The following is a 25,143-nucleotide window of genomic DNA, read 5'->3' as shown; positions in this document are numbered from 1 at the left end:
GGGTTATCTTCGATTCGACCGAATAGGCTTAACGTTAGTGGTAGCCGTATAAGGGCTTTAATCCTCTAGTTCATATTTAGATGGTTCAAAGGGTAAAGGATCTGTATCGGCTTGGGCGTGTGCGGTCGAATCGAAGCGTCCATCTTTAATTGCTTCACACAAGAGGTTCAAGGCATCGATCGCTTCAGGGAAACCCTCGCCTAGCCCCGCCATATAGCCGATTAACATTGAACCATCAATATTCCGCACTCCTTTTTGTTTCTTCCGCCCACTTGTTATGCGATTCCAGCATGAATTGCACTTCCACACACCATCAATGCACTGACAATCCCCTTTCATACCGGCTTCAACTCCTCCAACTGAGATATAAGTTCTTTCATAGCTTTGATATAACGGTCTTTCTTCTTCATGTCCGTTTCCTCTGCTATGACAACCTCTGCCTTTTCCACTCTCGCGAGGATTTGATAATACTGCTTGTTTTGAATGGCGTGAATAGCTGCGCGTAAGCATCGTCCAGTTCGCCTAAGTCGGAAGGTTCAAGGTTTAAAAGTGTGTTTCTCATGTCCTCGGTTATGTCTCCCATTCCGTAGGATTGATTAACAAGAATGGGGAAGTTTTTGCTCAAGAACGTCTCGGTGCTTTCGTTCATCGCTTCTTCCTCCCCTTTTCATGTGCCGTTATAAATCCATCTTGGTTTGGCGTGTAATCAATTGGCTTCACGTAATCGGTGAACCGCTGAACGTTGCTTTTAAACTCGTACTTGAAATCCCGTTCGCCTGTGTAACGTCCCTTGTCGATGATGGCTGTAATCGTCTTGGTGTTCTCATCCTGCGTATCGGAAGCGTCTGCCCATAGAATCTCAATCGTGTCTGCGGCTTGCTCAATGTCTCCCGATTCTTTCAGGTGATGTTTGCGCGGCCTTGTCGTTTCGTCTGCTGCTTCCCGGTTGATTTGCGCCAAGAGGATCACCGCGCAGTCCAGTTCCCTTGCCAGCATCTTCATCTTCCTTGCGACATCCCCGACTGCCGTTGCTCTGCTTTGCCCTTTATCCTGTTTGATATCCATGTGAGTGAGGTAATCAACGAATATAGCGGCTATTCTCCCATGTGTGCGTTTGAAGGCGGATGCGACCGATTTAACGTGTCCTATCGTTACGCTCGGAGAATCATCAAAGTAAATCGGCAAACTCTCGATTTCCGCTTCAACCTTGCGGCATCTCTGAATTTCTTCATCCGTCAGCACGTTCTTAAAGATTTTTCCGTAATTGATGCCGGTGAGGTTGGAAACGATACGTTGCCCGATTCTCTCTGTCGGCATCTCCTGCGACCAGAAGATTACCGCGCCCTCATCCTGCTTCGCCATGTTGTAGGTCATCTGCGCGGCTTTGGCGGTCTTACCCGTGCCTGACCTACCGGAGAGAACGTGAAGCCACTGGCGACCGATTCCACCGCTCCACCCGTCAAATGCGGGGAATCCTGTTTTAATCATCTGCGGCGGTTTCTTGCGCTGCTCATCCATTCGCTCAACGGTGATTTTGGATAGCGCGGAAATGGTCTTGGACTGAAGCGACTTTCCGAACTTCTCAACAAGGTCGAACACTTCCGCTTCGGTGTCTCCGTCCCTTGTGTGAACCAGCTCGTTCAGCTTGTCGGCGTACTCCTTCACCTTGCGATAAGCGCTGTTTGTTCGCACTAACTCGCCGTAATGGTCACAATGTCCTGCGTATGGCACGCTTTCCTTGAGATCGCGGATATAACTCATTTCTCCGAACTCTTCTAGCTTCTTACCGGCGCGGAACAAGTCTTTGAGGTGAACGGCATCGACTGGCTTTCCCTTTTTGTAAAGGTGGCGCATGGCAATCCACAGCAATTTGTGGGAACTGTGGATGAAGTCCGAATCCTCAAACTGATCGCCCCATTGGTTGATGCGGTCAGGTTCTTTAAGTAGGCATCCTAAGAATGATTGCTCGGTTTGGACATCTTGGTCGAATAGGCTCACCCGTACCCCTCCACTGGTACATCATCTTTTAGTGGTCTGTATGGATCTTTGTACTCGTACACAGGTACTTTTTTAATCTCTGTTTTTTGGTTTAAGTAGGTATCAAATTTACTAGGGCTGAATAGAGTGTCAGGAGTAAGATACTTTTCCATCTTTGTTCCCTTCCACTCTGTACACTTTTTATCAATGACTGTTTTAAAGTCGTCTAAAGTGTAATTCTCATTCCAACGTGCGCTTATATGCTGCCTTGTGGCTTTTGCGGATGAACGATAACTTGTCCCGGCTTTTTCGTTTAAGTAGGTAATAATTTCATCGAATGGGACATACTCTTTAATATCTGGTTTGGTTTGGTTAGGTAAGGTTAGGTTAGGTAGCCCCTGCACGTGCGGTGGTTGTGTTTCGTTTGTGCGTTGCACATGCAATGCACGTTTGCTTCTCATGCGTTCTTTGTTCGCGTTCTTCTTCTCAAGCAAACGACCGGCGTAATCGTACCAATCATGCAAGTGCATCAAATCTCCCTCTCGGTCTATCCAACCACAGGAGATTGCAGCATCCACAAACTGAACAGCGTCACCTTTCCAACCTGCGCCGTATGCGATAACTTTGGGCGGCAACCCTGAGATATCGCCATCCGGCGCATTGTCTAATGCCCAAGTCCAGAGTTTTGACATATGCGCCCCGGCGTACAGTTCATCAATATCTAAGATTGCGGATAATAAGATGGTTTTCTTATGTGTCCATAACGATTGGTGAAGTTCGATCCATGCCATTAGTTCGCACCCTTTCTGCGGTTACATGGCATACATAAAACTTGCAGGTTATTTAATTCGTTCGTCCCACCTTGAGCAATGGGTACTATGTGATCAATTTCTAGTAACCCTTGTGTTTGGCCGCATTCTTGGCAAGTAAAATCATCCCTCAGAAGAATGATAGGACGTATCCGAACCGCCATTGATTCCCATGCTTTGCGAACTTCGCTGCGTTCCTTTCGGCTGTACCTTCCGTTTTGCCAATCATGAATGGTTAGGCGATCTTCTGAATCTAAAAAACCAGAATCAATAAGTGCGTTTACAAATACCTCTGGATCGCCTTTCCACTCGCATTCCTCGGCAATGTACCAATCATCAAACTTCGTGATATCTCCGTCTTTTGCAAACTCCAACGCCCACCACCAAAAGAGATGCAAGTACCCAACTATTTCTGGAATGGATGCATTTAGCGTCCGAGCCAGTTTCTTTGTTTTGGGATGTCTTGCTAACCCTTGATGGCTTTCTATCCATGCCATCGCCTCAACCCCTTAACGATTTTTTGTGCTTTACACCTTCACCAGTGGAATCCAGCCAACGATGGCATTCAACACACGCATCTTTCAAATCTGCTGCTGTGGTTTTATGCTTGATCGTTCCCCGGCCTGTGAGATGCGCTTGTTCGGTTGCAGGAGCGCCGGTACATTTCTCTTTGACTTCGCAAATCCCGCCTGACCTATCGCGCACTTGCTTGCGTACTTTGGCGCTTATTGCGCCCATTTGCTTCTGCGTTTCTTTCGTTCGGTTGTGGATGATGCCGGACTTAGGAACAGGGTTGAAATCTCCGATAGGCATTTCACACCTCCTGCATCGTTTTCAACAGCGTCTGTATGCCGCTTTTCTCCGACTCTAGCGCCATCAATGCACGTTTTGACGCATCATACTTGGTATCAGCTAAGAGGCGTTTAAAGCCGTATTGCGCGACAATGGGATCCCCTTTGGCGAGCTTTTCAATGAGTGTTGCTTTACCGCCGGATTTCTCTAGTTCGTCTATTTTGGATGCTAATGCGATGTTATAGTCCATATCTGTTTGGGCGACATCATCTGCCATTCGCATAAGCGCGTCAGCACTCTTGGAGAGGCGTTGGCAGACGTTGTAAAGGGATTGGTTAAGGGCGACGAGATCCATGTGTGAGCCCCCTTAAAAAGGAAGGTCAGAATCTGAGATGTCCAACGGCCTGCTTGAATCTGCGAACGGGTCTTTGTTACCTTGCTGCTTCGGTTCCAGAAACTCCACTTGCTCCGCTATCACTCGCACCGCTGTTCGCCTCTGACCGTCCTTTTCCCACTGGTCAACCTTTAACCGCCCCTCAATGAGAACCCGTTTACCCTTACCGCTATAACTTGCAACCGCATCCGCTGTCTTGCCCCACATCTCAACATCAAAGAAGAAGGTCTGCTTCTTGTCTCCGTACCCGTCATCTACTGCGAGAGAGGATTTGGCAAGCGTCTTTCCACCAACTTCCTTCGTTTCAATGTCCTTGCTCCAACGACCAGATAAGATAACCTTATTCATTTGATTGCCTCCTATTTTTTGGGCTTGTCCTTGCTATAAAAGAGGCCGAAGCCTCAGATGAATCCGCCAAATTCTCTGTGTGCAAACAATGCTCTAGTTAATTTAGGGTGTACGCGTTTCTTTATGACTGTTATAGAATCGTCCTCGTACTGTGTGAGTACTTTTACATATCCTGCTGATAGGGGTCTCAAGGCTACAAGTTTGAGATGGTCTGTTCTCTCATAGCCGAGGGATGAGATATACTTTTCACCCATGTGCGTGATCCAGGTCTCCATTTCAAGCCCCTTCTAACAGACTCGCAAAGTGAACAATCTCCGCTTTTTTTGTTGACCGGCAGTAACGGCATTTCTCGCAGCGCCGTGGTTCCTCTAACCCCTGCTTCACTCGCACAATGTGGGGAAGGTTGACGCTTACCAAGTTCAACTCCCGTTCAAGCGTGGATTCATCGAACATGATCACCGCTTTGTCGGGTTCATCTTCCTTACTGACAGCCACAATGTAGGGTTCTAGCGCCTCCCCTTTATGTAGCCGCACCAACTGTTGATACACAGACATTTGAGTGAGGTATCCATAGGCTTCAACAAAGGAGACATAAGCGCCGTTGTGCCAGTATCTTTCGCGTATGGACTTCACGGTTTTGAGGTCAACAATCCGATCCTCTGCGAGAACGTCTATTTTGGCTTTCCACGGTACTCCGAACAGTTCAGCGGTGATAATGACTTCCTTCTCCCCTTCAAGCATCTGAGCGCAAAGGGGATCTTCTAGCACGGTGCTAATCATCTTGTCTGCGTGGCGATATTCGGCTTTCAATTCGCCCTTTGTTGCGCCTCGGGATGAAAACATTTGCGGGTGCTTTTCGATGAAATCAATCTGTGCTGTGACGCTTTCTATCGCGGCGTGTACGTAGGAACCGAGCAAGAGCGCGTCATGCTGCGGCTCCGTGTATTCGCCGTTCAGTTTGGCGAGCGCTTGCGCTTCACAAGCGAGAAACCCTTTGTACTGGCTGTTGCTCATATAGAAACGGTCAGCTTCAGCAGAGAAATAATTCTCATTGGTCAGTTTCATGCTGATTGCTCCTTTCTGGGCATCTGCTTGCAGAGGTCGAGGAATTTAATCGCCTTCTCCATGTTAAGATCAGCAAACTTGCATTCGTAGAGTTTTTGGCATTGGGCATCAATCGCGTTTAGTTTGTAGCCTTTTGTCAGCCATGCCGTTTTGATCTCACCGACCACTTTTGCTAGGGCAGCGCTTGGTTTCTGAGCTTCTTGCTTTACCTCTTCCTTTTGGGCTTCCTTGGGTTCCTCTGCGCTTTCGGGAAGGTCTTCCCCTGCGTAGATGTATAGGCCGAGTCCATGAAGCGCAATAGATTTCACTAGACCGCGCTGGATGCTTGTGTTGATTTGGAATGCGTTTGGTTGGGTGATTGGACGGTTGTTGTTATCAAGCACCGGATGAATCTGCGATAAGGTGACTCCCTGGCACGTAACCGCCACTTCGACAAAGTAGCCGCATTCGGTTTTTAAATACGGCATTCCCTCGTGTCTGACTACTTCCCACGTTGCCGTAGGGTCTGTTTCCCGCAGCGTCTTGACCGCGTAAGGCCAACTTAGATAACTGAATTTGCCTTTCTTTTCTATGTGTTCGCCTACATCGATAGCGGCGAGTTTTGAAAAGTAGTTGTCGCTCATTTCATCGCCTCCGGTTGAATTGTTGCTGCTATCTGATCTTTCACGCTGTATAGTTCCGTTAACACTGTCTCTGCCTCGGTGTGGAAGTCGTGCCGGGCTTCGTCAATTTGGTCTGCGAGTATGTGATGTGCAGCGCGGGACAATCCTTTTTCCCGCCATGCTTTTTCGATTAAAGCGGTAACGATCATCCGCGCTTCCCGGCCGTCCAGGTGAATAGTGAATGTGTTGTTCATGCCTCTTCCTCCAATTTCAGGTGCTATATAATCGGGATCTCGCGGGTCGATCCATCCTCTGTAGCGCTGTTCGTAGCGCCGTTGGTTCTCTTCCTCGCGGTACTCAGCTTTATGGTTCTCGTAAGGGCTCATACCTCTTCCTCCCTCTCTAGCCAACCAAACGAAACTGCACAATCGTCACACGCATCGTCTAAGACATCTCCGCGCAATTCACATCCGCAGGTATCGCAGATAAGCGGCATTTCCTGATAATCGGGGCGACCAACTGCAAACCGGTCGAAACTTACGCCCCACATTGTGCATCCTCCTTGGCTACGTGCGGCCCATGGACACAGAAGCAAATGTCCCGCTCGTTGTCTTGCGCAAGAAACGCTGTCCAGTGCGTTTTTTCGTCCTCTAGCGGCATGTCAGAAGGTGATAACTGGTTAAAGGAATCTTCAACCATGGCGTTACGGAGTATTGCGGAATCCTCTTGGCTTAGTCCGTTCCTTCTTGAGTGAAAGCTAACTGATATATCCGGGCGAAGTCCTGTCATGCTTTCTACCTCGTCTTGAAACTGTTTGAGTAATTGATAAGCGCTCATTTTTGTTCCTCCTAATTTGAATTTGTGGTATGCTTTAACCGAATATTTTTTCTTAAGGGAGCCATTTGCTGATGGCTTCTTTTTATTGTGCGATCAATCCCATTGGATCTTGATGAACAATTTCTCGCCGTTAGTGTAAATGCTGTTTCGCAAAGGTAAATTGAAAGCTTTGTAATTTCCGTCTGCATATTTTTGAAAAGGTATAACGTAGCCTTCCTCCTCCAAACAAGCTTGCAACAGTTCGTAGATGTACTGAATCTCCTCTTTCCGTTTTTTGTGTTTCTCGTTAGTACTCAACATCTTTTATTCCTCCTTTGGGGTTGACCTTGCCGAAAGGCCATCGATTCGACCGAACGGCTTAACGAAGTGGTAGCCGAATGCGTAGTCTTGTAAAACAACACCGTAACCACCATCACAACCAAGAACACCAGTACAGCTAATGCAGATTGACCGGGACTCATTCCGTCACTCCCCATACATTGCATCCCTCTAGACCAAAGTTTGCTAAGATTTCCTGCTGCTCTCCTTGTGAAAGTTCATTCCACGCTTCCGTGGTCATGTCGATGTCAAAGAATGAGGTTCCTTTATCTCCGCTGATCATTGTGATTCCTCCTTTAGTCCTTCTTTGGTACGCTCTGGATAGAACCGATAAATCTCTAGGGCGTTTTCGATTGCGTATCTCTTCTCGTAAGAACCGACCACACTATTTCGCGCCTGTGCTCTTCTCTGCGAATTGCTGTGCATAGACGTGGTTCCTCTAATCGCGTTTAAATGGGTTTTAGTGGCTTTGGTTAACTCGCTTTTTGTGCCATACAGCATCGCTTCAAGTTCTGACCTGGTGTAGTTTTTTGCCATCATCCGTGACCAGTCGTTGTAATCTTCATACTTCCATAGCGGTTCTTGCCGTTCGCCTGCACTCATTTAGAAGACTCCTTATATTTGCTGGCGAGCCACCGAATGCGCCGGTACTCCTCTTTGAACTGTTTGCGAGTTAATGCGCGGTTCAACGTGAGCATGATGTCGTAGGCTGCTTTCATCCGGCTTCCTCCTTTGGTTTGTTCTTTTCAATGTCCCGGTGGATCTGAAGGATCAGTTCGTCACTCTTTCACAACTAGAAACTTTTTGAGATGGTCCAGCTTTTTTTTGAAGTTCCTCAACCCGTTTCATTGCAAGGTCCAAAACTTTAGTTAATATTTCTGCATGTTCTTCGTAATGGGTGAGTTCATCTTCAAGTTCTTTGACATACTCAAGAGTGATCTCTTTGATGTGAAATTCCTCCTTTTTCGGCTCGCGCTGATTCGGTCGTTCCGATGGCGCTACGCGCTTCGGTGCATCGGCCTTCTTCGTGCCATAACTCGCTCTCTCCGTCTGCAACATCTCGTTTGCATTTGTCGCAAAACCACCTCACTGTCGTTCCGCATTTCGCACAAGCACAATCGTCAAGGAACCTACAATCGGACTCACTTTTCGTCTCCTCCTTGTAATGGTTAAGTGCGTTAGCAATGACTTCATAAGCCAATGTGATTTGTTCACTCCACCCCATTGACATTTGCAAGTGTTCTTTCGCTTCTTCTAGTGCTTTTGTCTTTGTGTCTAACTCAGCAATAAGTGGTGCATGATCAGCAGCTAATTCGTTTATTGCGTCCCTATACTTTCGCTCGCTGTGATCCTTTGCAAATAACTGGCCTTTAGTGCGTTCCAACTCTTGTTGTAACTGTTCGTTTTCTTCTGTTAGTCGTTGTATGGCTGACGATGTTCTATTTGCTCGCATCCAACCTTCCCGTTCGTTTTTTAACCGTTCAATCTCGAATTTTCGTTTGATGCTTCGCTCAGTGACACCTTCCAACTCACATTCCTTTGCATTTAACTCTTCGCGGAGATCCACCAATTCTTGGCGCAACTGTTTGATTAACTTGACGTGACCTTTCTCAGGGTGAATCGCCACATATCCCGCTTTTCCCATCAACTCCCCGTAGGAAACTCCGTAACCTTTTGCGTAAGCCCTTAGTGTGTCAGGTGAAGGATTTATTGGCGTATTCGAGCGTGGATCAACTCCACTTTCGAGGGCTTTGATGAATGCGTGGCTTAGTCCAGTTTTCTTTGCTGCTTCACGTAAGGAATCATTTCCTCGTATTGATTTAAGAAGTTGGTATAACGTTTGTGCTTCGACTTCTTCAGTAGCCTGCAATCTTCATCATCTCCTCGTATTCAGTATCTAGCGTCCTTGCCAGTTTTTTGATTGTCACAGCTTTTCAATTCTCAGGTTGCGAAGGTAATTTCCGAATTCTAACTGCACTTTTTTGCCTCCTTTGCCCTTTCCTCTTCTTTTGCTTTCATTTGCTGGCACGCTTTTTCGAGCAACTCATACGGACACTCGATCCATTTCACTGGATGGCAAGTGAGTTCTGCGATATTCCGTTACAGCAAGTTCCGCATCGCGTATTTCATAGAAAGAACCAAGGTAAATGTGTTTTCCTTGATTAGTAACACGAGCCCTAAACTTTCTTGTTTTCGGGTCGAGAGAAACACCGCGAATACCACTCTTTGAGGTTCGATTAGCACCTTTTCTGTTTTGAAGGTTTTCGTGTGAGGTCACAATCCGCAAATTGCTTTTGCGATTATCGAACTTGTTTCCGTTGATGTGATCGACCAGTGAAACTTGAGGTGCGTTGGTAATCAGCCTGTGTAGGTAGTTCATTTTTCCGTCCACAAAGCAGGTTGCGTAACGTTCTTGTGCTGAGATTTTGCTACCCAGCGCTTCTAACTTTCCTAAGTCCTCAGTGTCAATGAGCATTTCTAAATCCGTTCCATTTCTGCGTTTAAGGAAGATCGATGTGACCTCACCGCGAATCTCATAATGATTTTTCATGCACTACCCAACCTTCTTTTGTGGCTCTGAATTGGCATTCGTGAAAGTCACTCCATACTTGATTTCAAACTTGGCAAGCAGCCGGTGTAGTCTTTTCCATGCTTCTTCGCTAAGTCCAGGGTTATGTGGATGGTTGTTCACGCATAAGCACCTCCGTTGTCGCACATATTAAGCGATACGCTTAGTTGATGGTCAAAAAAATTTCTTTGGTGTTTCTCCAATGGCTTCTGCGATCAAAAACACGTCTTCTAGGTACACTCTACGGCGGCCTTTAGAAATATCTTTGTACCAAGATACAGAGCGCTCACAGTGCTTTGCGACATGCGTTTTGGTGATGCCTTTCTCGATTCGTTTCTGCTCAATGCGCTCGATTACCGGATTCATCTTTTCACCTCCTATTAAGCGTAACGCTTAGTTCCTAAATAGAATATACACTAAGCGTTACGCTTATGCAACCCATAAAATGGATTATTTTAAACTTTTTTTATGCTTTTCGCTTAATCAATTACTCGTTGCGCTTAATACTGCTATTATATACTTTGTACTTAGTGGGTAAGGAGGTGTGAAGAGGTTGAGAAATAAGACTTTAGGAGAACGGTTGAAACACGCGAGGGAGAATGCGCGTTTAACGCAGATACAAGTGGCCAAGAAATTAGAGGTATCAAATGGAGCTATATCGGGATACGAACGAAATTACCGAGATCCAGACACCGAGACGTTAAAGCGGCTCGCTGACCTTTACGGCGTATCAAACAATTGGTTGCTAACAGGTGAGGAAACAAAAGAGAGCGTCGCCTACACGCTCCCTGAAGGTGTTTATGAAACCCTTATTAAAGAGGCCGAGTCGCTTCATGGCGTTAACCTTCATGATGATCCAGTGGTTCTGCAAGCTGTTCGGAACATAATTGATTCAATTGCTCAAACGAAGAAACAATCTCAATAAAACTATTTATTAATTCGGTTGGTTCAATGTTTAATTCAGTTCTCTGGATGACTGTTTCAGCGAGTTTAAGCAGCTTGTCCTGCATTTGCTCATCTCCTTTAGTGTGCAGCCGCCTTTGGTAAATTTATGATAGCACATTTTTAGAACAGGTGTTCTTATTTTAGTTAAAAAATTTTTATAGGGTGGCAATGGCATGGTCACAATCGACTTTGTACGTTGCCGAATCCCCGAACACTTATTCCGCCTAAAACAGACACAGACATGGCTTGCAGATCAAACCGGCATTAGCAGGCAACGCATTTCGGCATATGTGAACTTGCGGGTGATCATGTCTTATCCTGTTGCTGTGATTATTGCGCGGAGCCTCAAGTGCAGCCTAGAAGATTTATATGTGATTCGCATATCGGGGATAGGCAGGGAGTAGCGATACTCTCTAGCTAAATGTAACGTTTTTACGTTACACCCTCACACGACTTGTTCAATCATCTTACGACCTGAAAAGAACGTTTTCAAGTCAATATTTTACATTTTCACATCAATTTTACCTAAATAAATCCAAGTCCCTATATACCCAAAATGTGAATTGTCGAAACATTGAAATAAATTAGTTCGTTCGACACCCCCTGAAATCATCATTGAGGAGAGACATACATGAAAGTCGCAATATATGTTCGCGTGTCAACTGAAGAACAGGCCAACGAAGGATATTCCATACGCGCACAAAAAAACCAATTGGTTGATTATTGCCGTGTTAATGAATACGAAATCTCGAACATTTATATAGATGAAGGTATTTCCGCAAAAGATACCAATCGCCCGGATTTGCAGAAGCTTTTGGCTGCTGCAAAAGAAGGCGCGTTTGATGCTGTGCTGGTGTATAAATTAGATCGCTTTACGCGGTCTGTAAAAGACTTGTACGAACTTTTAGAATACCTTTCAAGCCTTGGGATTGGGTTTATCTCACGCCAAGAGAAATTCGATACCACAACGGCGATGGGCCGCGCTATGATCGGTATACTCGGTGTGTTCGCGCAATTTGAACGGGAATTGATTGCCGAACGTGTGCGGTTTGGGATGGAGCAGAAGGTTCGAGAAGGTAAACGTCCAGGAGGGAAAGTTCCTTTCGGATACGATAAAAATGAAAGACTCATCGAAGAAGAAGCGGAGCAGATCCGCATGGTACGCCGTTTGTATATGGGCGGGCTCAGTTATCAATCTGTTGCCGTTCGCATGACGCGGGATGGGCACAAGCGAAGAAAATACGATTGGACAGCCACCACAGTCATGCTTACGCTAGAGAATGCTTATTATGCCGGTATCATTCGTTACGGCACAAAAATGCCGAACGGGAAGTACGCATGGAGGAAGAAAGAAACGAGAGTCAAAGTGCTGGATGTTGAAGGCTCTCACGAACCCATCTGGACGGTTAATGAATACGAAGAACACATTGCACGCATGCGGCGCAGATCCGTGGGTGGAAACGGAAGCAAACATGATTATTGGTTTAATGGTGTTCTCCGCTGTGGAAGGTGTGGCGCTGCCATGTACGGAAAGCAGACAACAAGACGAACATTGAAAAGCGGCAAAGAAGTAACAAATTCGTATTATTGGTGCAGTCGCCGTAAAGACAACAAGAGCTGCAACATGCCGATGTTTCGAGAGTCCCATGTTACGCACTTAATTATGGAGCATATCGAAAAGATTCGCCTCGATCATATGGCCGTTGAAACCGAGAAAAAAAGTCTGAAGAAACAGGAGGACGAAAGAAAGCAGGAAGCGTCACGGTTAAAAAGAGAACTGGATAAAATCCGGGCGAGGATTAAGAAATGGCAGTACGCATTTGCGGAGGATTTGATTACGGATTCCGACCTGAAAAAGCGGATGAATGAGGAGAAAGATTTAGAAGCTCAAACGCTCAGTAAGCTGCACGCATTAGAAACATCCGAGGAGTCCGATATACTCGACCGTTTAGTGGGACTTACTGAACAATGGACAAGCCTAGACGATGCAGATAAAAACGAACTTATCACTACCGTCTTTGAGAAGATCACGCTCCACACGGATGAGGTTAATGTTAAGGGTGTGAAGAACGCCTTCTTTCCGGCATCCATTGAGGTTGAATATAAGTGATTTTTTTTGTACCTTTTATACATGATGGTCTTCCTTCGTGTCCGGTATTCATCGCTTGAAGCATGTCTAACGCTTCCGCTCCGCGCACTTCGCCGACAATGATGCGATTCGGTCGCATTCTAAGCGACGCCCGGATCAAATCGCGGATGCCGATCTGCCCTTTCCCTTCACTATTCGCGTTACGAGTTTCTAAAGATACCAGATTGGGAATCGAGCGAAGCTGCAGCTCAGCGGCATCCTCAATCGTTATGATGCGTTCACCTGCCGGAATCCACTGAGACAGTGCGTTAAGAAAAGTGGTTTTGCCGGAGCCCGTTCCTCCGCTGATAAACAAGTTATATTTCGCGATCACCAGCTCCCGCAGGAAATGGGCAGCCTCCCCGGTTAAAGCCCCCAGCTCCACCAGATCTTCCATCCCGAGAGGCTTCTCGGGAAAACGGCGAATCGTTACCGTAGCTCCTTTCAGCGCCACGGGCGGCAGTACAATGTGGATTCGGGAGCCGTCCGGCAAGCGTGCATCCACGATAGGCGACGACTCATTCACGATGCGGTTGACACGCCCCACAATATTCTGAATGAGATCTTCCAGTCTTTCCGGGCTTTCAAATCCGAGATTTACAGCTTCAAGGCGCCCCCGCCTCTCGATAAATATTTCATCGTGGCCGTTGATCATGATCTCTGTAACTTCGGGGTCTTCCAATAACGGCTGCAATGCATCCAGTCCGCGAAAAGAATGGAAAAGACGGTTGACCGATGATCTTCTCTCCGCTGCGGTCATTCGGCGCGTCCTCTCCCGCTTGAACAATTCGCTCTCGATTAACTTCATCAGCTCTTCATCCGATACGGTGCTGTCCCAGGACAACCGCGCTTTAACCGCCTCTCTTAGCTCAGCCAGTTCCCCGGACATGAGCCCGGTCAGTTCCATTGTGTTCCCCCTCCTTTCTCCGCCCGGCATTCGGCGCCCTTATCACTATGTTCAGCTGATCCAACAGCATATCTATGGCACCGCAAAAAGCCGGCGAACCTAGCAATCGGCCAAGCTGATCTACTGTTTTCCACTCTGGAATGTAAGGAAGAATTGCTGCAGGTGAGCCGCCCGGCAGCGTACATTGGCGACTTGCTTCGTGCCTGGCTCTATTCATGACGAATAACACCTTGTCGAGCTTCATGCTTGATTGACCTTGCCAATAACGGAGAAGTTTGTCGGCTTTAGCGAACGACTGCGCATCATCCGCCGTCAGCCAAACAACCTGATCGCTGAGATCCAGCAGCTTCATATGCCAGTCACCCGCGCCGCTGTCGGGGTCGATGATAATGAGATCGAACCTCCCCGTACTGCGAAGCCCCTCAAGCAAGGATTCAAGCAATATCGGTGTTAAGGCAAGTCTCTCACCGGGATGATCCGGCGCATCTATATAATGGGTGCGTAACTGCGAATGATGCCGGCAAAACCTTTCAAAATGTTCAACTCCATTATCCGGGTGCGCCTGTAAGCTGTATAACAAACGGGATAGACTATCCGGCTCGCCCTTACCGAAAAAAGAAGCCGTTGCATTCAAGGTCTCCAAATTTAAATAGAACGTCCGAAAGCCTCGCTCCCCGGCTTGGCGGACCAGGTTTAATGCCGCCGTTGTTTTGCCCGCACCTCCCGAAGCGGAGAATAGACTGACTATCCTGCATCCGGAAGGCGAGACCGATACAGGCCCGGCGAGTGCTGAGCGGATATGGGCAAGCAGGGCGGGTAAGGGCTGATATTGCTGGATTTCCAGCCACTCACCGCGTCCTGTACCGATTTCCTCCACCAAGGCGACGGCCTTCGAATTCCCGGAAGAAAACTCGGACAACTCGAGCAGCATTGCAAGTTCTGCGATCCATACATCAAACACCCTGCCGTTCTGAAGTTCCCTGTGAAGCGCTTCTTCGTGGGTAAAGGCCGAGATTGCCCAAGCCGGTTCCTCTTCCCGAAGATACTGTGCCAGCTTGGCAACATACTCGTGCTGCCGCATCGCTAAAATCACTCTTTTGGCCATAAATTCCTCCCTTCCGGAGAACACAAAAAAACCGCAAACCCCGGCGATTGAACGCAGGAATTTGCGGTGCTTCCGCTTATCTTTTTCGAATGTAGAGATAAGATAACATGAGTTTCCAGAATCGTCAACCGAACAATTCAATCCTTATCGATCAAACCCCGCTGAAGATAATTTTCAAGGGTATTCGAAATCTCATACGTGGCCTGACCCAGATCGAAATTTTCAACGGCATGTTCGCAAGACGAGCGATAATCCATGTCGTGATCGTAGTGGCTCAGGTGCTTTTGAATGATCGATTCGTCCAGTCCCTGTTTTCGTTCCCGTTCCTCAACCGTCCGCCGATCCGCGTAGATGAAGAATCGGATAACCTTGTCTCCGTACATATTTTTCAGAATATCGGCACCGTCCCGATTGAGCACCGTATAAATGCAGCCGTATTTGTTCAAGCCCAGTTCAACATCCAGGCCGCGAATGCCGTAATAATCGCCGTCGATCTCGACACTCTCGAGAAACTCTTCTTGCCGCTCCATCTGCTTGTAAAGCTCATGACTGATAAAATGATAATCCTGTCCGTCCACATCGCCCGGACGCGGCGCCCGAGTGACGAACGATATCACCTTCGCCATGCCGAACGTCTGGCCTACAGCTTCCGCTACCGATTTCCGCCCCGAGCCGTCCGGTCCCGTATAGACGATAATTTTATCTCGGTCCTTCAGTTCGTACACTCGCAGTCGCCCCCCTTAGCAAAATAATCTACATACTATTTCTCGCTCTTAGCTTTGAATACCTCCCCGATAGCCCCAATACTTCCAAGAGTTTCCACTGCGCTGACCGGCAGGAACACCTTGTTCGCCGGCCCTTTGGCAATTTCCGCGAGAGCTTCAAATGAACGATAGGCGAGCACATTCTCATCCAAGCCGGCAGCGCGCAGCAATCCGATCCGGACCTTCTCGGCCGCCGCCACCGCTTCAATAGCTTTCGCCTGCCCCAGCGCTTCCAGTTCCTGCGCTTGGCGCAAGCCTTCGGCCTCGCGGATCCGGGCCTCCTTATCGCCTTCGGCTTTAAGAATCTTGCTCTGCTTATCGCCTTCCGCACGAAGGATCACATCCTGCTTCGCGGCTTCGGCGGCCAGAACGATAGCGCGCTTGTTACGCTCCGCTTTCATCTGTTTATCCATCGCTTCTTGAATGTCGCCAGGCGGTTTGATATCCAGCACTTCAACGCGCTCGATCCGGACGCCCCATTTCTCCGTTGCTTCATCCAATGCCAACCGGATATTCGAAGATATTCTCTCGCGGCCGGACAGCGTCTCATCCAGCTCCATGTTGCCGATAATCTGCCGCAGCGTCGCGGTGGTGATATTGCGGACTCCATATACATAATCGGAAATGCCGTATGTCGCTTGGTCGGGAGCTACAATTTGATAAAAAATGATGGTGTCGATCTGTACTTGCACGTTGTCCTTCGTAATGACTGTCTGAGGAGGCACGTTCGCTTGTTGGATCCGCAAATCGTGGAACACGCGCACATGATCTACAATGGGGACTAGAATATTCACGCCGGGCGTCAGCAGCCGATTGAATTTACCGAGCCGCTCGACCACGCCTACCTTTTGCTGGGGAACGATTTTGACTGATAATGCCACGATCACTATGACAATCAAGAGAACCAGCAGCACAATAGCAATGCCCACTAAAAAGAACCTCCCCATCTTTGGACTTCAAGAACGGTCGTGCCCCGGCGGATGACCATTACCTTCTCATTCTTAAGCAACTGCTGTTGTGAGACAGCACTCCAGGTTTCGCTGCCGACTCTGACGATACCGGCTTTACCGTCAATGATATCTTCAATCACGATGCCCGGCTTTCCGACCAGCTCATCGATCGCATCGCTGTAACCCCTTGCCTCCCGGATTCTTCGCGTCAGCGGTTTCGTAAATACGGTAAGTATAAGAGCCGCAGCTCCTCCGGCCAGCGCTTGCCACACAAATGTTTCAGGCGCGGCCAACGCAACTGCCGCAGCAACAATCGCACCGATACCCAGCCACAATAAATAAAAAGTGAAAGTGAGCATCTCGGCGATAAACAGAACACCACCTACGATCAGCCATATCGCCCACCACTCCATGCCGCTGCGCCTCCTCTCCCCACTACTCATATTTACGATTTTTTAAGCGTGTTCATGTCTTTAAAATAAAAGGCTCTCCCAGCATCAAACTTGGGAGAGCCTTTTATGGCTATTACGGCTTAGCAGCCGAAGGCGATGCCGATTCGGATGGAGAAGCGCTCGCCGCTTTCTCAGCATTCTTCTGTTTGGTCAATTCCGCTTGCGCCCTGTCTTGAATCGACTTCAGCGCCTCATCAATCGTCTTTTTATCTGTGACAAGCTGCTCTATTTCCGATTTTACAATTTCTCAATAAGCGAAGAAAAAGCCGGCTGGAGCTTTGTCGAATTCCGAAGAATTATTTCTTTTCGGTTCCAGCTTATAGAATGCATCCATTTTCCTGCCGTCCTGATCCGCATTGTAAGCCGTCCATGACGACAAATTAAAGCCCTGTGATTTGCCGTTGATTTTAGCGAATTGAGAAGCCGCATTGACGCTAAAAATCAAGCTCACGTCTAAATAGCTGCTTTGATTCCGGTTATTCGGATCGACCGGGGCCGTAACGATACCCCAATTCACAGGTGTTCCCCTTCTTTCGTGCCCCCGCCGCCCGTACAAGCGCTGAGTAAAGCTAGTGTAAGTGTGGCAATTAAAGGCACTTTAAACCATTTTCTCATTTTATAGGCCCCCTGATAAATACCACTTTACACCAAATATAAAGGATTTTTATCAGGGCGTACATATCATTTTTGCTAAATTTTTATAGATCTGATTAATGATTGGAAGGCTTAATTCATACTGAGGATTGCATACTTTCGGTTGCTGGGTAAAAGGTATTAGAAGCAAGCGACAGGAGGTTATTTAATGCTTTTTGCTCTTTTGGCTGTTCTCGTTGTGATGGATATAAGCGCGGCCTTCCTTTTCTGGATCACCGGATTCTCGGCCGGTCTGGCCCCGACGATGATCGTCGCCGGTCTGCTTTTAGCATGTGTCAGTGTGGTTGTCGCACGGAGCGATGCCGAGGAAACGAAGAATTCATATAGACAAAGATGGTAGAGGAAAATGATTAAGAACTCGTTATTTGCGTGCCAAAATGATCGTATTGAGCCAGGTAAGTTCCGAGACCGTTAACGTCCCTTGTTCAGCTTTTTGTACCCAGGACGGGTCGGTGATCACTTTCTCCCGGAGCAATGCCTTCAACACATCTACCAGCATTTTTCGTTGAGCGTTAGTCAGTTCCAAGGTGTCATCCTCCTTCCCGGCAGCCAATACTTGCTCGACAAACCACGCTTTATCGATTCCGGAGCCCGGACATGTTTTTAGCGTTGTAAATTCCCGATGAAACCGGATCATGTCGAGCCCTCGATGCCACAGCTTCATGATCGCCAGGCACAAGCCTGCTGCGGCCGCGAGCTGTGCGCCCTCAAGCTTCTCCTCACCTTTGTCGAAGTTACCGATCATCTCGAACATAAAGGGATGGACTCCGTCGTTGTCGGTATCGTTATAGCCTGAGGCAGATGCCGGTGGAACGAGCAAGCTCCTGCCCGACCATATGAAACCGTCAGGATCGATCGTCGCATGCTGGGCAATATCGCTCCAGCCCCGAGTACCGGTGTGAAAGCGCCACATCGCGCGTACGTAATAATCCCCCGGCCTCGTTCGGAAATCTGCAATCGTCGGACTCCATGTATGATGAACGTGAACTTCGGAGAAGCGAACTTGTCCCACCGCCGGCTTGAGTATTTGCTCAGTATAATCGCGCAAGGAATAACGCACAAAATTCGGAGCCACTTCCATCGCCCGCCTTTCTTAATCGACTTACCCTGATCACGAGAACCGAACCTTCTTGTGTTCTTTCATAATAGAAAAAGTGAAGCAATGCGTTCGGGCAATCTGCTATCAAAATGAGTTCGCTCTAGCAAAAAAACACCCTTGCGCTCGAAGCGTAAGGGTGTTTTTGGTTCTGTGCCCGTGAAACATTATTTTCCAAAAGTGAATGAAAGCCTTTGGAGCCGACAAACCCCGCAGGCCATTCACATAAGTCGAACGGATAGTCAGTCCCCTGCACGACACGATCCGCTCCGACCAGTTCGATCAGATAATCCAGGGCTGCCGGGTTCCACAGCACCGTATCGTACCAGAATCGCTTGAGGTACTCCTCGGGTGCTTGCGAAAGCGGACCGGACACAGCCTTCCATTTCTCGTAGCCCTTATTTAAACGTCCGATCTGGTAAGGGAGAAACCCGCCGCCGTGAGCCAGCAGGAATTTGACGTCCGGATAGGTATCCAGCATACCGCTTAAAAGAATATCCGCTGCTGCCACAGTTGTTTCCCAAGGAACACCGATCAAGTTCGGCATCATACGGGAACTGAGGCGCGGGTCTGTGTTTAACAACGGGTGAATAAAAATAACTGCCTTCCGGCGATTAGCCGTCTCCCAGAACGGGGTGAACCGGCTTTCGCTCAGCAGGTTGCCCGACCATGAGGAGGCAACAATTGCACCCTTCAAGCCCTGGTCCATTGCCCTTTCCAGCTCAACCGCCGCCTGTTCCGGAGCATTGAGCGGCACTGTCGCTAAGGCCGACAGCCGCTCTCCATGAGCATTGACCCACTTGGAAAGGCTGTTGTTATATACAGCTGACAGTTCGGAAGTAATCTCCACAGGAAACTCATAGAGAAAGAGCTGAGGAATAGGGGAGACCAGGGAGTGGCTGATTTCCGCCCCTGCCTGTTCATCGAGATAAAGATCCGCGTTAATGAACGCTTCCTTCAGTTCAAAGTCCCACTTCCCGTTGATACTCAGAAATTCCGCCTTGGTGGGATCCTTCTTTAACCATTTTGCTTGAATGGAATTCTGATTCTCTTTCAACCAATCCATCACATCGGATGGAATAAAGTGCGTGTGTACGTCATGCATATGGATACCTCCGAGCGGAACGGTTTAGATTGTCAGCGATTCGGAATATCCGAAGTGGCGACGCCGCCGATACCCCAGTGCGTCTTGGGTACTTCAGTGACCAGCACGCGGATGCGCTCTTTCGGTGCATCCAGCTCGGCAGAGACTGTTTCCGTTACGCTGGCGATCAAGGATTTGATTTTTTCCGGCGGTCTGCCTTCCAAGATTTGAATGTTGATGATCGGCATGTGTCCAGCTCCTTATATGTCGACAATTTATTCCTTTACTTTAAAATCGATCGTTCCCAAGCCGTCAAATTTGGCCGAAACGGTGTCTCCAGCTTGAAGCATAACGGCTCCTGTAATCGCACCGGCCAGGATCGTCTGCCCCGCTTTGATTTTCAAGCCTTTTCTCGCAAGCATATTGGCCAGCATTGCAATGGCATTAGCAGGATGTCCCAGAATCGCCGCGCCTGCGCCAAGCTCGCGGATTTCCCCATTGATGCTCAGAGTTACGCCAAGCAGATCCAACTCAAGTTCCTGCGGCCGTCTAAGCGTCGTGCCTAAGAACACTCTCGATGAGGAAGCATTGTCGGCAATGACGTCCGGGAGGGTAAAGTTAAAATTCTCATACCGGCTGTCGATAATCTCCAAGGCCGGAATGATATATTCGGTTGCTGCCAAAATGTCTTCCGCCGTTATATTGGGCCCTTGCACATCTCTGCCCATAATAAAGGCGACTTCCGCTTCCACTTTCGGATGGATCAGTTCGCTCATGGACAGTTGGTCGCCATTTACCACCATGTAATCGAACACATAGCCGTAAATGGGCTCTTCAACGCCCATCTGTTTCATTTTAGCCTGGCTGGTCAAGCCCATTTTCGGTCCGATGATTTCATTGCCCGCTTCCAGCTTCATCAATACCAATTGTTCTTGGACCTCGTAAGCCGTCTCGACATCCAGATCTGTATGTTCCTTCGTTATTTTCACGACTTCCCGCTTTTCCAGCTCGGCGGAATTTAGAAATTGAGCGATCGATTTAATCGTTGCTTTATCCATGGTACGCCTCCTTGTGAAGCTGAGCTCAGTTGGCCTTTCTCTGTCTTGCCAATTCGTCAGCGACATCTACGATCATGTCTTCTTGGCCGCCGACCACTTTGCGTCTTCCAAGCTCGATCAGAATATCACGCGAGTCGATTCCGTACTTCTTGGATGCGCGTTGCGCATGCAGCAAGAAGCTGGAGTAAACTCCTGCATAGCCAAGCACCAGGTTATCTCTTGTAATCTCTTGAGGAGATTGCAGAAGCGGAGCAATGACTTCTTCTGCGGTATCCATCAGTTTGTACAGGTCGATTCCTGTCTTGATGCCCATATTCTCCAGAACGGCGATCAGCACTTCCGTCTGCGTATTGCCCGCTCCTGCGCCGAGACAGCGGATGCTGCCGTCGATTCTTTGCGCGCCTTCTTCGATCGCTGCCAATGTATTGGCCATGGCTAAGGAGAGATTGTTATGTCCATGGAAGCCGACATTTACTTGAAGATTCTGACGCAGCGCACGCACCCGCTCTTTTACTTGATGCGGAAGGAGTGCCCCGGCCGAGTCTACCATGTATACCGTGTCGGCTCCATAGCTTTCCATCAGCTTCGCCTGCTCGACCAGCTTCTCCACAGGCGCCATATGGGACATCATCAAGAAGCCGACAGTTTCGAGTCCCATTTCCTTCGCTTTACTCAAGTGCTGGGCCGAAACATCCGCCTCCGTCACGTGCGTCGCGACTCGGGCCATTTTCGCTCCGATGCTGACAGCCTGTTTGAGATCGGTGATCGTACCGATTCCCGGTAAAACCAGAACCGCCACTTTGGAGTCGCCGCATACGGATACCGCAGCTTCGATCAGTTCCATTTCGTTCGTGCGGGACAGGCCATATTGAAGGGTAGAGCCGCCCAAACCGTCTCCATGCGCAACTTCAATATAGGGAACGTTCGCCTCACCCAAAGCCTTGGCGACTTTCTTTACTTGTTCTACGGTATATTGATGAGCAATGGCATGGCTTCCATCGCGCAGAGCTACTTCCGTAATCAAAATATCGCGTTCGGTACTCATCGTAACGACCTCCTTATTTCACCGTTTGAGAAAGTTTATGAAGTGCGAACTCTTCGGCCACCTTGACTGCCGCCGCTGTCATGATGTCCAGGTTTCCTGAGTATTTCGGCAAATAATCCCCGGCGCCTTCGACCTCTACGAAAACGGTTACTTTGTTGCCTTCAATGATAGGCTCTGTCCTCAAGCGATAGCCCGGTACATACGTTTGAATATCTTTTGCCATGTCGGAGATGGACTTACGAATCGCTTGCTCATCCATACGCTCAGGATCGACAAGTGTGTACACGGTATCTCTCATCAGAATCGGAGGTTCGGCAGGGTTAAGAATAATGATGGCTCTTCCTTTTGCCGCTCCGCCTATCTTCTCAATACCGTGAGCTGTCGTTACCGTGAACTCGTCAATGTTGGCGCGCGTTCCAGGACCCGCGCTTTTGCTCGAAATCGTAGCCACGATCTCCGCATACTGAACGGGACTCACACGAGAAACCGCATGAACGATCGGTATGGTCGCTTGACCGCCGCAAGTAATCAGATTGATATTGTCCTTTTCGAGATGCTCACGGATATTTACTGTTGGAACCACCAGCGCGCCAACAGCGGCAGGTGTTAAATCTACAGCCATCTTGCCCGCTTCTCTCAAAGCTTTCGCGTGGCGGACATGAGCCTTAGCCGATGTCGCATCGAACACGATGTCGGCAAGTTCAGGTCTTTCGAGAAAACCCGGAAGCCCGTTGTCGATCGTCTCATAACCCAAGCCTCTTGCGCGAGCCAATCCATCGGACTCCGGATCGATTCCGATCATCGTCGTAAGCTCCAGAACGTTGGATCGGGCAAGCTTATACATTAAATCGGTGCCGATATTGCCTGAACCCAGCACTGCCACTTTAACCTTGGACATACTCTGATCCTCCTTTTATCTGCTGTCACCCTTATGGGCTATCCTTTATTTGAAGCTGACGCTGACTTCGCCTAAATGCGCCAATCTGGCGCTAAAACGATCGCCGGGCTCAGCGTTTACCGCTGCCGACAATGCCCCGGACAATATGACTTCACCGGCCTTCAGGGTTATGCCGAACTCGAACAGCTTATTAGCCAGCCAAGCGACACATGTTGCCGGATGGCCCAGAGCGGCTGCTCCGACACCCGTATTCATCATCTCGCCATTCTTATATAGAACGCTGCCGACCATGGACAAGTCCACGGCATCCGGCTTCACCCGCTTGTCTCCCAATACATATAAGCCGGAAGAAGCGTTATCGGCAACCGTATCCTGAAGCTTGATCTTCCAATCGGCCACCCGGCTGTCGACAATCTCCAAAGCAGCGACCACATAGTCTGTGGCAAGCAAGACATCTAGAGCAGATACACGAGGGCCGATCAAATCTTTTTTCAAAACAAAGGCAATTTCGGCTTCCACTTTTGGCTGAAGTACGCGGTGAAAAGGAACTTCTCCGCCGTTGTGAACCACCATGTCATCAAGCAGATGGCCATAGTCCGGCTGGTCGACGCCGAGCAACTTCTGCATCGCCAAAGAGGTCAGACCGATTTTCTTGCCGACAATTTTGCTGCCCGCTTGCACCTTCTTGTCGATCGTATGCAATTGCACTTGATAAGCATCTTGAATGGTTAATTCGGGATCAAGCGCGGTCAAGGGCTCTACGCCCTTGCCGCTGACAACCGCTTTCTCCAGATGTTCAGCGAATTGTGCCGCTTTGTCTGTCATAAAATTTCCGCCCCCCCAATTACAGCTTGATACAAATATTCGTCAGCTCAGAGTAGAACTCGAAGCTGTGCACGCCGCCTTCGCGTCCGACTCCGCTTTGCTTCATCCCGCCGAACGGAGTCCGCAAATCACGCAGGAACCAAGTGTTAACCCAAACGATACCGGCTTCAATGCTGCCTGCGACACGGTGTGCACGGCGAAGGTCGTTCGTCCAGACCGACGCGCTCAATCCGTAGTGAGTATCGTTCACTTGATCAAGTACTTCCTCTTCCGTATCGAACGGAATGACAGTAACAACCGGCCCGAAAATCTCCTCGTTCACGACACGGCATTTGCGGTCAAGCCCGGTGATGATCGTCGGCTCCAGGAAGTAGCCCTTATCGAATCCTTCCGGACGCTTGCCGCCGGTCACAATCGTTCCGCCTTCTTCTTTCGCAAGCTTGATATAGCTTGTAACTCTATCGTAATGCTCTTCACTGATAAGAGCGCCGACTTTGGTCTTCGCGTCGAACGGATCGCCGACCACGAGTTCTTTGGTCTTGGCTACGAATTTCTCCAAGAATTTCTCGTACGCCGGGCGCTCGACATAAATTCTCGAACCGCAGAGGCAAACTTCGCCTTGGTTAATAAAGCTGGACTTGAGAGTCGTTTCAATCACTTCATCCAAATCCGCATCTGCGAAAATGAGGTTCGGGTTTTTACCGCCCAATTCGTAGGAAAGACGTTTCAAGCTGTTGGCAGCGGACTTCATGATGATTTTTCCTGTAGTCGTTTCACCCGTGAAGCTGATCGCGTTCACATCCGGATGTTCGACCAGCGCGGCGCCTGCAGAATCCGGACCGAAGCCGTGGACCAGGTTGACTACTCCATCCGGCATTCCGGCGTCACGACAAATTTCTGCCAGTACTGTCGCCGTCATCGGCGTTAACTCAGCCGGCTTCATGACAACCGTGTTTCCAGCAGCAAGAGCCGGAGCCAGCTTCCATGTCATGAGCAGCAGCGGGAGATTCCAAGGATTGATCAACGCTACCACACCGACAGGACGGCGAACCGCATAGTTGATCGCGATATCGTCATGCTGCGTCGATTCCGCAGTGAGCGTGCGGATGTAATCCGCGAAGAACTGGAAATTGTAAGCCGCACGAGGGACGTCGATGCTCCCGGAAAGCCAAGTCGGCTTACCCGTATCGAGAGATTCCAGAATGGACATTTCATCTTTTCTTTCGATAATCAAATCTGCAATGCGGCGCAGAATAGCGACCCGCTCATTGGCGTTCATTTTTTTCCAAGGGCCGTTCAACGCTCTCTTGGCAGCCGCTACCGCGAGATCAATTTCCGCAGCACCGCCCTCCGCTACCGTCCCAATTACCTCTTCCGTGGCCGGATTGATGTTGTCGAACACTTTTCCGTTCTTGGAAGGAACGAATTTTCCGTCTATGAAATGCAAACAATCGAATCCCTTAACCGTTTCTTTTGTCGCCGGCGCTTTAACCGTTTGTGTCATATCCATTCTCCTTTTTG

General features: G+C 48.8%; 35 protein-coding genes. 4 read left to right on the top strand and 31 right to left on the bottom strand.

What is annotated here, in order from left to right; all coding sequences use genetic code 11:
- Nucleotides 1-57 precede the first annotated feature (57 nt).
- The 17 genes from SD71_RS23575 to SD71_RS10585 form a co-directional block, all read right to left on the bottom strand.
- Nucleotides 58-510 (bottom strand): hypothetical protein, encoded by a 453-nt coding sequence (locus SD71_RS23575; protein ID WP_152619413.1) that lies wholly within the window; start codon nucleotides 508-510, stop codon nucleotides 58-60.
- Nucleotides 511-645: 135 nt separating this feature from the next.
- On the bottom strand, nucleotides 646-1,998 hold the full coding sequence (locus SD71_RS10665) for a replicative DNA helicase (RefSeq protein WP_041062528.1): 1,353 nt from the start codon (nucleotides 1,996-1,998) through the stop codon (nucleotides 646-648).
- Nucleotides 1,995-2,768, bottom strand: coding sequence for a conserved phage C-terminal domain-containing protein (locus tag SD71_RS10655; protein ID WP_052476145.1), 774 nt, complete (start codon nucleotides 2,766-2,768; stop codon nucleotides 1,995-1,997). Before SD71_RS10655 ends, SD71_RS10665 begins: the two co-directional genes overlap by 4 nt.
- A complete protein-coding gene (locus tag SD71_RS24425; RefSeq protein ID WP_200889586.1) occupies nucleotides 2,768-3,283 on the bottom strand; it encodes an HNH endonuclease in 516 nt (171 codons plus the stop codon). Before SD71_RS24425 ends, SD71_RS10655 begins: the two co-directional genes overlap by 1 nt.
- A 4-nt stretch (nucleotides 3,284-3,287) precedes the next feature.
- Nucleotides 3,288-3,599 carry a hypothetical protein gene (locus SD71_RS10645; protein WP_041062525.1) on the bottom strand — a complete coding sequence of 104 codons (312 nt, stop codon included), beginning with the start codon at nucleotides 3,597-3,599 and terminating at the stop codon, nucleotides 3,288-3,290.
- A 1-nt stretch (nucleotide 3,600) separates the two neighbouring features.
- Entirely contained in the window at nucleotides 3,601-3,933 is a 333-nt protein-coding gene (locus tag SD71_RS10640; protein ID WP_041062523.1) for a hypothetical protein, read from the bottom strand.
- A 12-nt stretch (nucleotides 3,934-3,945) separates the two neighbouring features.
- Nucleotides 3,946-4,320 (bottom strand): single-stranded DNA-binding protein, encoded by a 375-nt coding sequence (locus tag SD71_RS10635; protein ID WP_041062519.1) that lies wholly within the window; start codon nucleotides 4,318-4,320, stop codon nucleotides 3,946-3,948.
- Between the two features lie 276 nt (nucleotides 4,321-4,596).
- Nucleotides 4,597-5,385 carry a PD-(D/E)XK nuclease-like domain-containing protein gene (locus tag SD71_RS10625; protein WP_041062515.1) on the bottom strand — a complete coding sequence of 263 codons (789 nt, stop codon included), beginning with the start codon at nucleotides 5,383-5,385 and terminating at the stop codon, nucleotides 4,597-4,599.
- On the bottom strand, nucleotides 5,382-6,008 hold the full coding sequence (locus tag SD71_RS10620) for a Sak single strand annealing protein (protein ID WP_041062513.1): 627 nt from the start codon (nucleotides 6,006-6,008) through the stop codon (nucleotides 5,382-5,384). Before SD71_RS10620 ends, SD71_RS10625 begins: the two co-directional genes overlap by 4 nt.
- The gene (locus SD71_RS10615) at nucleotides 6,005-6,373 is read right to left on the bottom strand and encodes a hypothetical protein (RefSeq protein ID WP_041062511.1); all 369 of its coding nucleotides are present in this window, start codon (nucleotides 6,371-6,373) and stop codon (nucleotides 6,005-6,007) included. The genes SD71_RS10620 and SD71_RS10615 overlap by 4 nt, the downstream gene beginning before the upstream one ends.
- A gap of 151 nt (nucleotides 6,374-6,524) precedes the next feature.
- Nucleotides 6,525-6,824 (bottom strand): hypothetical protein, encoded by a 300-nt coding sequence (locus SD71_RS10610; RefSeq protein ID WP_041062508.1) that lies wholly within the window; start codon nucleotides 6,822-6,824, stop codon nucleotides 6,525-6,527.
- Between the two features lie 93 nt (nucleotides 6,825-6,917).
- On the bottom strand, nucleotides 6,918-7,124 hold the full coding sequence (locus SD71_RS10605; RefSeq protein WP_041062505.1) for a hypothetical protein: 207 nt from the start codon (nucleotides 7,122-7,124) through the stop codon (nucleotides 6,918-6,920).
- A 157-nt stretch (nucleotides 7,125-7,281) separates the two neighbouring features.
- On the bottom strand, nucleotides 7,282-7,425 hold the full coding sequence (locus SD71_RS23945) for a hypothetical protein (protein WP_161793372.1): 144 nt from the start codon (nucleotides 7,423-7,425) through the stop codon (nucleotides 7,282-7,284).
- On the bottom strand, nucleotides 7,422-7,745 hold the full coding sequence (locus SD71_RS10600; RefSeq protein WP_041062502.1) for a hypothetical protein: 324 nt from the start codon (nucleotides 7,743-7,745) through the stop codon (nucleotides 7,422-7,424). Before SD71_RS10600 ends, SD71_RS23945 begins: the two co-directional genes overlap by 4 nt.
- 325 nt (nucleotides 7,746-8,070) lie before the next feature.
- Nucleotides 8,071-9,012: a helix-turn-helix domain-containing protein gene (locus SD71_RS22180; RefSeq protein WP_052476144.1), complete on the bottom strand. Its 942-nt coding sequence runs from the start codon at nucleotides 9,010-9,012 to the stop codon at nucleotides 8,071-8,073.
- Nucleotides 9,013-9,186: 174 nt separating this feature from the next.
- Complete coding sequence (locus SD71_RS10590) at nucleotides 9,187-9,693, bottom strand: HNH endonuclease (RefSeq protein ID WP_052476143.1); 507 nt, start codon at nucleotides 9,691-9,693, stop codon at nucleotides 9,187-9,189.
- A gap of 192 nt (nucleotides 9,694-9,885) precedes the next feature.
- Entirely contained in the window at nucleotides 9,886-10,077 is a 192-nt protein-coding gene (locus SD71_RS10585) for a helix-turn-helix domain-containing protein (RefSeq protein WP_041062500.1), read from the bottom strand.
- A gap of 187 nt (nucleotides 10,078-10,264) precedes the next feature.
- On the opposite strand from SD71_RS10585, the gene SD71_RS10580 reads away from it, so the two are divergent.
- The 3 genes from SD71_RS10580 to SD71_RS22175 all read left to right on the top strand — a co-directional run bounded on the left by SD71_RS10580 (nucleotide 10,265) and on the right by SD71_RS22175 (nucleotide 12,766).
- A complete protein-coding gene (locus SD71_RS10580) occupies nucleotides 10,265-10,636 on the top strand; it encodes a helix-turn-helix domain-containing protein (RefSeq protein WP_052476142.1) in 372 nt (123 codons plus the stop codon).
- 193 nt (nucleotides 10,637-10,829) lie between these two features.
- Complete coding sequence (locus SD71_RS26210) at nucleotides 10,830-11,060, top strand: helix-turn-helix transcriptional regulator (RefSeq protein WP_152619412.1); 231 nt, start codon at nucleotides 10,830-10,832, stop codon at nucleotides 11,058-11,060.
- Nucleotides 11,061-11,287: 227 nt separating this feature from the next.
- Nucleotides 11,288-12,766, top strand: a complete 1,479-nt coding sequence (locus SD71_RS22175; RefSeq protein WP_052476140.1) for a recombinase family protein — start codon at nucleotides 11,288-11,290, stop codon at nucleotides 12,764-12,766.
- Here SD71_RS22175 and SD71_RS10570 read toward each other — a convergent pair.
- The 6 genes from SD71_RS10570 to SD71_RS10545 all read right to left on the bottom strand — a co-directional run bounded on the left by SD71_RS10570 (nucleotide 12,711) and on the right by SD71_RS10545 (nucleotide 17,479).
- Nucleotides 12,711-13,691: a CpaF family protein gene (locus tag SD71_RS10570; protein WP_082034173.1), complete on the bottom strand. Its 981-nt coding sequence runs from the start codon at nucleotides 13,689-13,691 to the stop codon at nucleotides 12,711-12,713. The two genes, SD71_RS22175 and SD71_RS10570, sit on opposite strands and share 56 nt — an antisense overlap.
- The gene (locus SD71_RS23565) at nucleotides 13,654-14,796 is read right to left on the bottom strand and encodes an AAA family ATPase (RefSeq protein ID WP_041062496.1); all 1,143 of its coding nucleotides are present in this window, start codon (nucleotides 14,794-14,796) and stop codon (nucleotides 13,654-13,656) included. Before SD71_RS23565 ends, SD71_RS10570 begins: the two co-directional genes overlap by 38 nt.
- Nucleotides 14,797-14,933: 137 nt before the next feature.
- Nucleotides 14,934-15,521: a guanylate kinase gene (locus SD71_RS10560; RefSeq protein ID WP_041062493.1), complete on the bottom strand. Its 588-nt coding sequence runs from the start codon at nucleotides 15,519-15,521 to the stop codon at nucleotides 14,934-14,936.
- A 35-nt stretch (nucleotides 15,522-15,556) separates the two neighbouring features.
- Nucleotides 15,557-16,489: an SPFH domain-containing protein gene (locus tag SD71_RS10555; RefSeq protein WP_407637536.1), complete on the bottom strand. Its 933-nt coding sequence runs from the start codon at nucleotides 16,487-16,489 to the stop codon at nucleotides 15,557-15,559.
- Nucleotides 16,489-16,923 carry an NfeD family protein gene (locus tag SD71_RS10550; protein WP_041062486.1) on the bottom strand — a complete coding sequence of 145 codons (435 nt, stop codon included), beginning with the start codon at nucleotides 16,921-16,923 and terminating at the stop codon, nucleotides 16,489-16,491. The genes SD71_RS10555 and SD71_RS10550 overlap by 1 nt, the downstream gene beginning before the upstream one ends.
- Before the next feature lie 286 nt (nucleotides 16,924-17,209).
- Nucleotides 17,210-17,479 carry a hypothetical protein gene (locus SD71_RS10545; protein WP_041062483.1) on the bottom strand — a complete coding sequence of 90 codons (270 nt, stop codon included), beginning with the start codon at nucleotides 17,477-17,479 and terminating at the stop codon, nucleotides 17,210-17,212.
- A 285-nt stretch (nucleotides 17,480-17,764) separates the two neighbouring features.
- Between SD71_RS10545 and SD71_RS10540 the strand changes: the two genes are divergently transcribed.
- Nucleotides 17,765-17,956: a hypothetical protein gene (locus SD71_RS10540; protein ID WP_041062480.1), complete on the top strand. Its 192-nt coding sequence runs from the start codon at nucleotides 17,765-17,767 to the stop codon at nucleotides 17,954-17,956.
- A 21-nt stretch (nucleotides 17,957-17,977) separates the two neighbouring features.
- Here SD71_RS10540 and SD71_RS10535 read toward each other — a convergent pair whose 3' ends face one another.
- The 8 genes from SD71_RS10535 to SD71_RS10500 all read right to left on the bottom strand — a co-directional run bounded on the left by SD71_RS10535 (nucleotide 17,978) and on the right by SD71_RS10500 (nucleotide 25,126).
- Nucleotides 17,978-18,691 carry a peptidoglycan recognition protein family protein gene (locus SD71_RS10535; protein ID WP_161793371.1) on the bottom strand — a complete coding sequence of 238 codons (714 nt, stop codon included), beginning with the start codon at nucleotides 18,689-18,691 and terminating at the stop codon, nucleotides 17,978-17,980.
- A gap of 124 nt (nucleotides 18,692-18,815) precedes the next feature.
- Nucleotides 18,816-19,817: an amidohydrolase family protein gene (locus SD71_RS10530; protein WP_052476136.1), complete on the bottom strand. Its 1,002-nt coding sequence runs from the start codon at nucleotides 19,815-19,817 to the stop codon at nucleotides 18,816-18,818.
- A 32-nt stretch (nucleotides 19,818-19,849) separates the two neighbouring features.
- On the bottom strand, nucleotides 19,850-20,044 hold the full coding sequence (locus tag SD71_RS10525) for a 4-oxalocrotonate tautomerase (RefSeq protein WP_041062477.1): 195 nt from the start codon (nucleotides 20,042-20,044) through the stop codon (nucleotides 19,850-19,852).
- Between the two features lie 27 nt (nucleotides 20,045-20,071).
- Nucleotides 20,072-20,854, bottom strand: a complete 783-nt coding sequence (locus SD71_RS10520) for a 2-keto-4-pentenoate hydratase (RefSeq protein ID WP_041062473.1) — start codon at nucleotides 20,852-20,854, stop codon at nucleotides 20,072-20,074.
- 25 nt (nucleotides 20,855-20,879) lie between these two features.
- A complete protein-coding gene (gene dmpG, locus SD71_RS10515) occupies nucleotides 20,880-21,899 on the bottom strand; it encodes a 4-hydroxy-2-oxovalerate aldolase (RefSeq protein WP_041062470.1) in 1,020 nt (339 codons plus the stop codon).
- Between the two features lie 13 nt (nucleotides 21,900-21,912).
- Nucleotides 21,913-22,797 (bottom strand): acetaldehyde dehydrogenase (acetylating), encoded by an 885-nt coding sequence (locus SD71_RS10510; RefSeq protein WP_041062466.1) that lies wholly within the window; start codon nucleotides 22,795-22,797, stop codon nucleotides 21,913-21,915.
- A 45-nt stretch (nucleotides 22,798-22,842) separates the two neighbouring features.
- Complete coding sequence (locus tag SD71_RS10505; RefSeq protein ID WP_041062464.1) at nucleotides 22,843-23,622, bottom strand: 2-keto-4-pentenoate hydratase; 780 nt, start codon at nucleotides 23,620-23,622, stop codon at nucleotides 22,843-22,845.
- A gap of 19 nt (nucleotides 23,623-23,641) precedes the next feature.
- Nucleotides 23,642-25,126, bottom strand: coding sequence for an aldehyde dehydrogenase (locus SD71_RS10500; RefSeq protein WP_041062462.1), 1,485 nt, complete (start codon nucleotides 25,124-25,126; stop codon nucleotides 23,642-23,644).
- Nucleotides 25,127-25,143 lie beyond the last annotated feature (17 nt).

Origin of the sequence: Cohnella kolymensis, from assembly GCF_000829465.1 — a bacterium.
In the GTDB taxonomy this organism is placed as follows: domain Bacteria; phylum Bacillota; class Bacilli; order Paenibacillales; family Paenibacillaceae; genus Cohnella; species Cohnella kolymensis.
The sequence above is the reverse complement of the archived record's forward strand: the minus strand, read 5'-3'. Positions and strand labels throughout refer to the sequence as shown.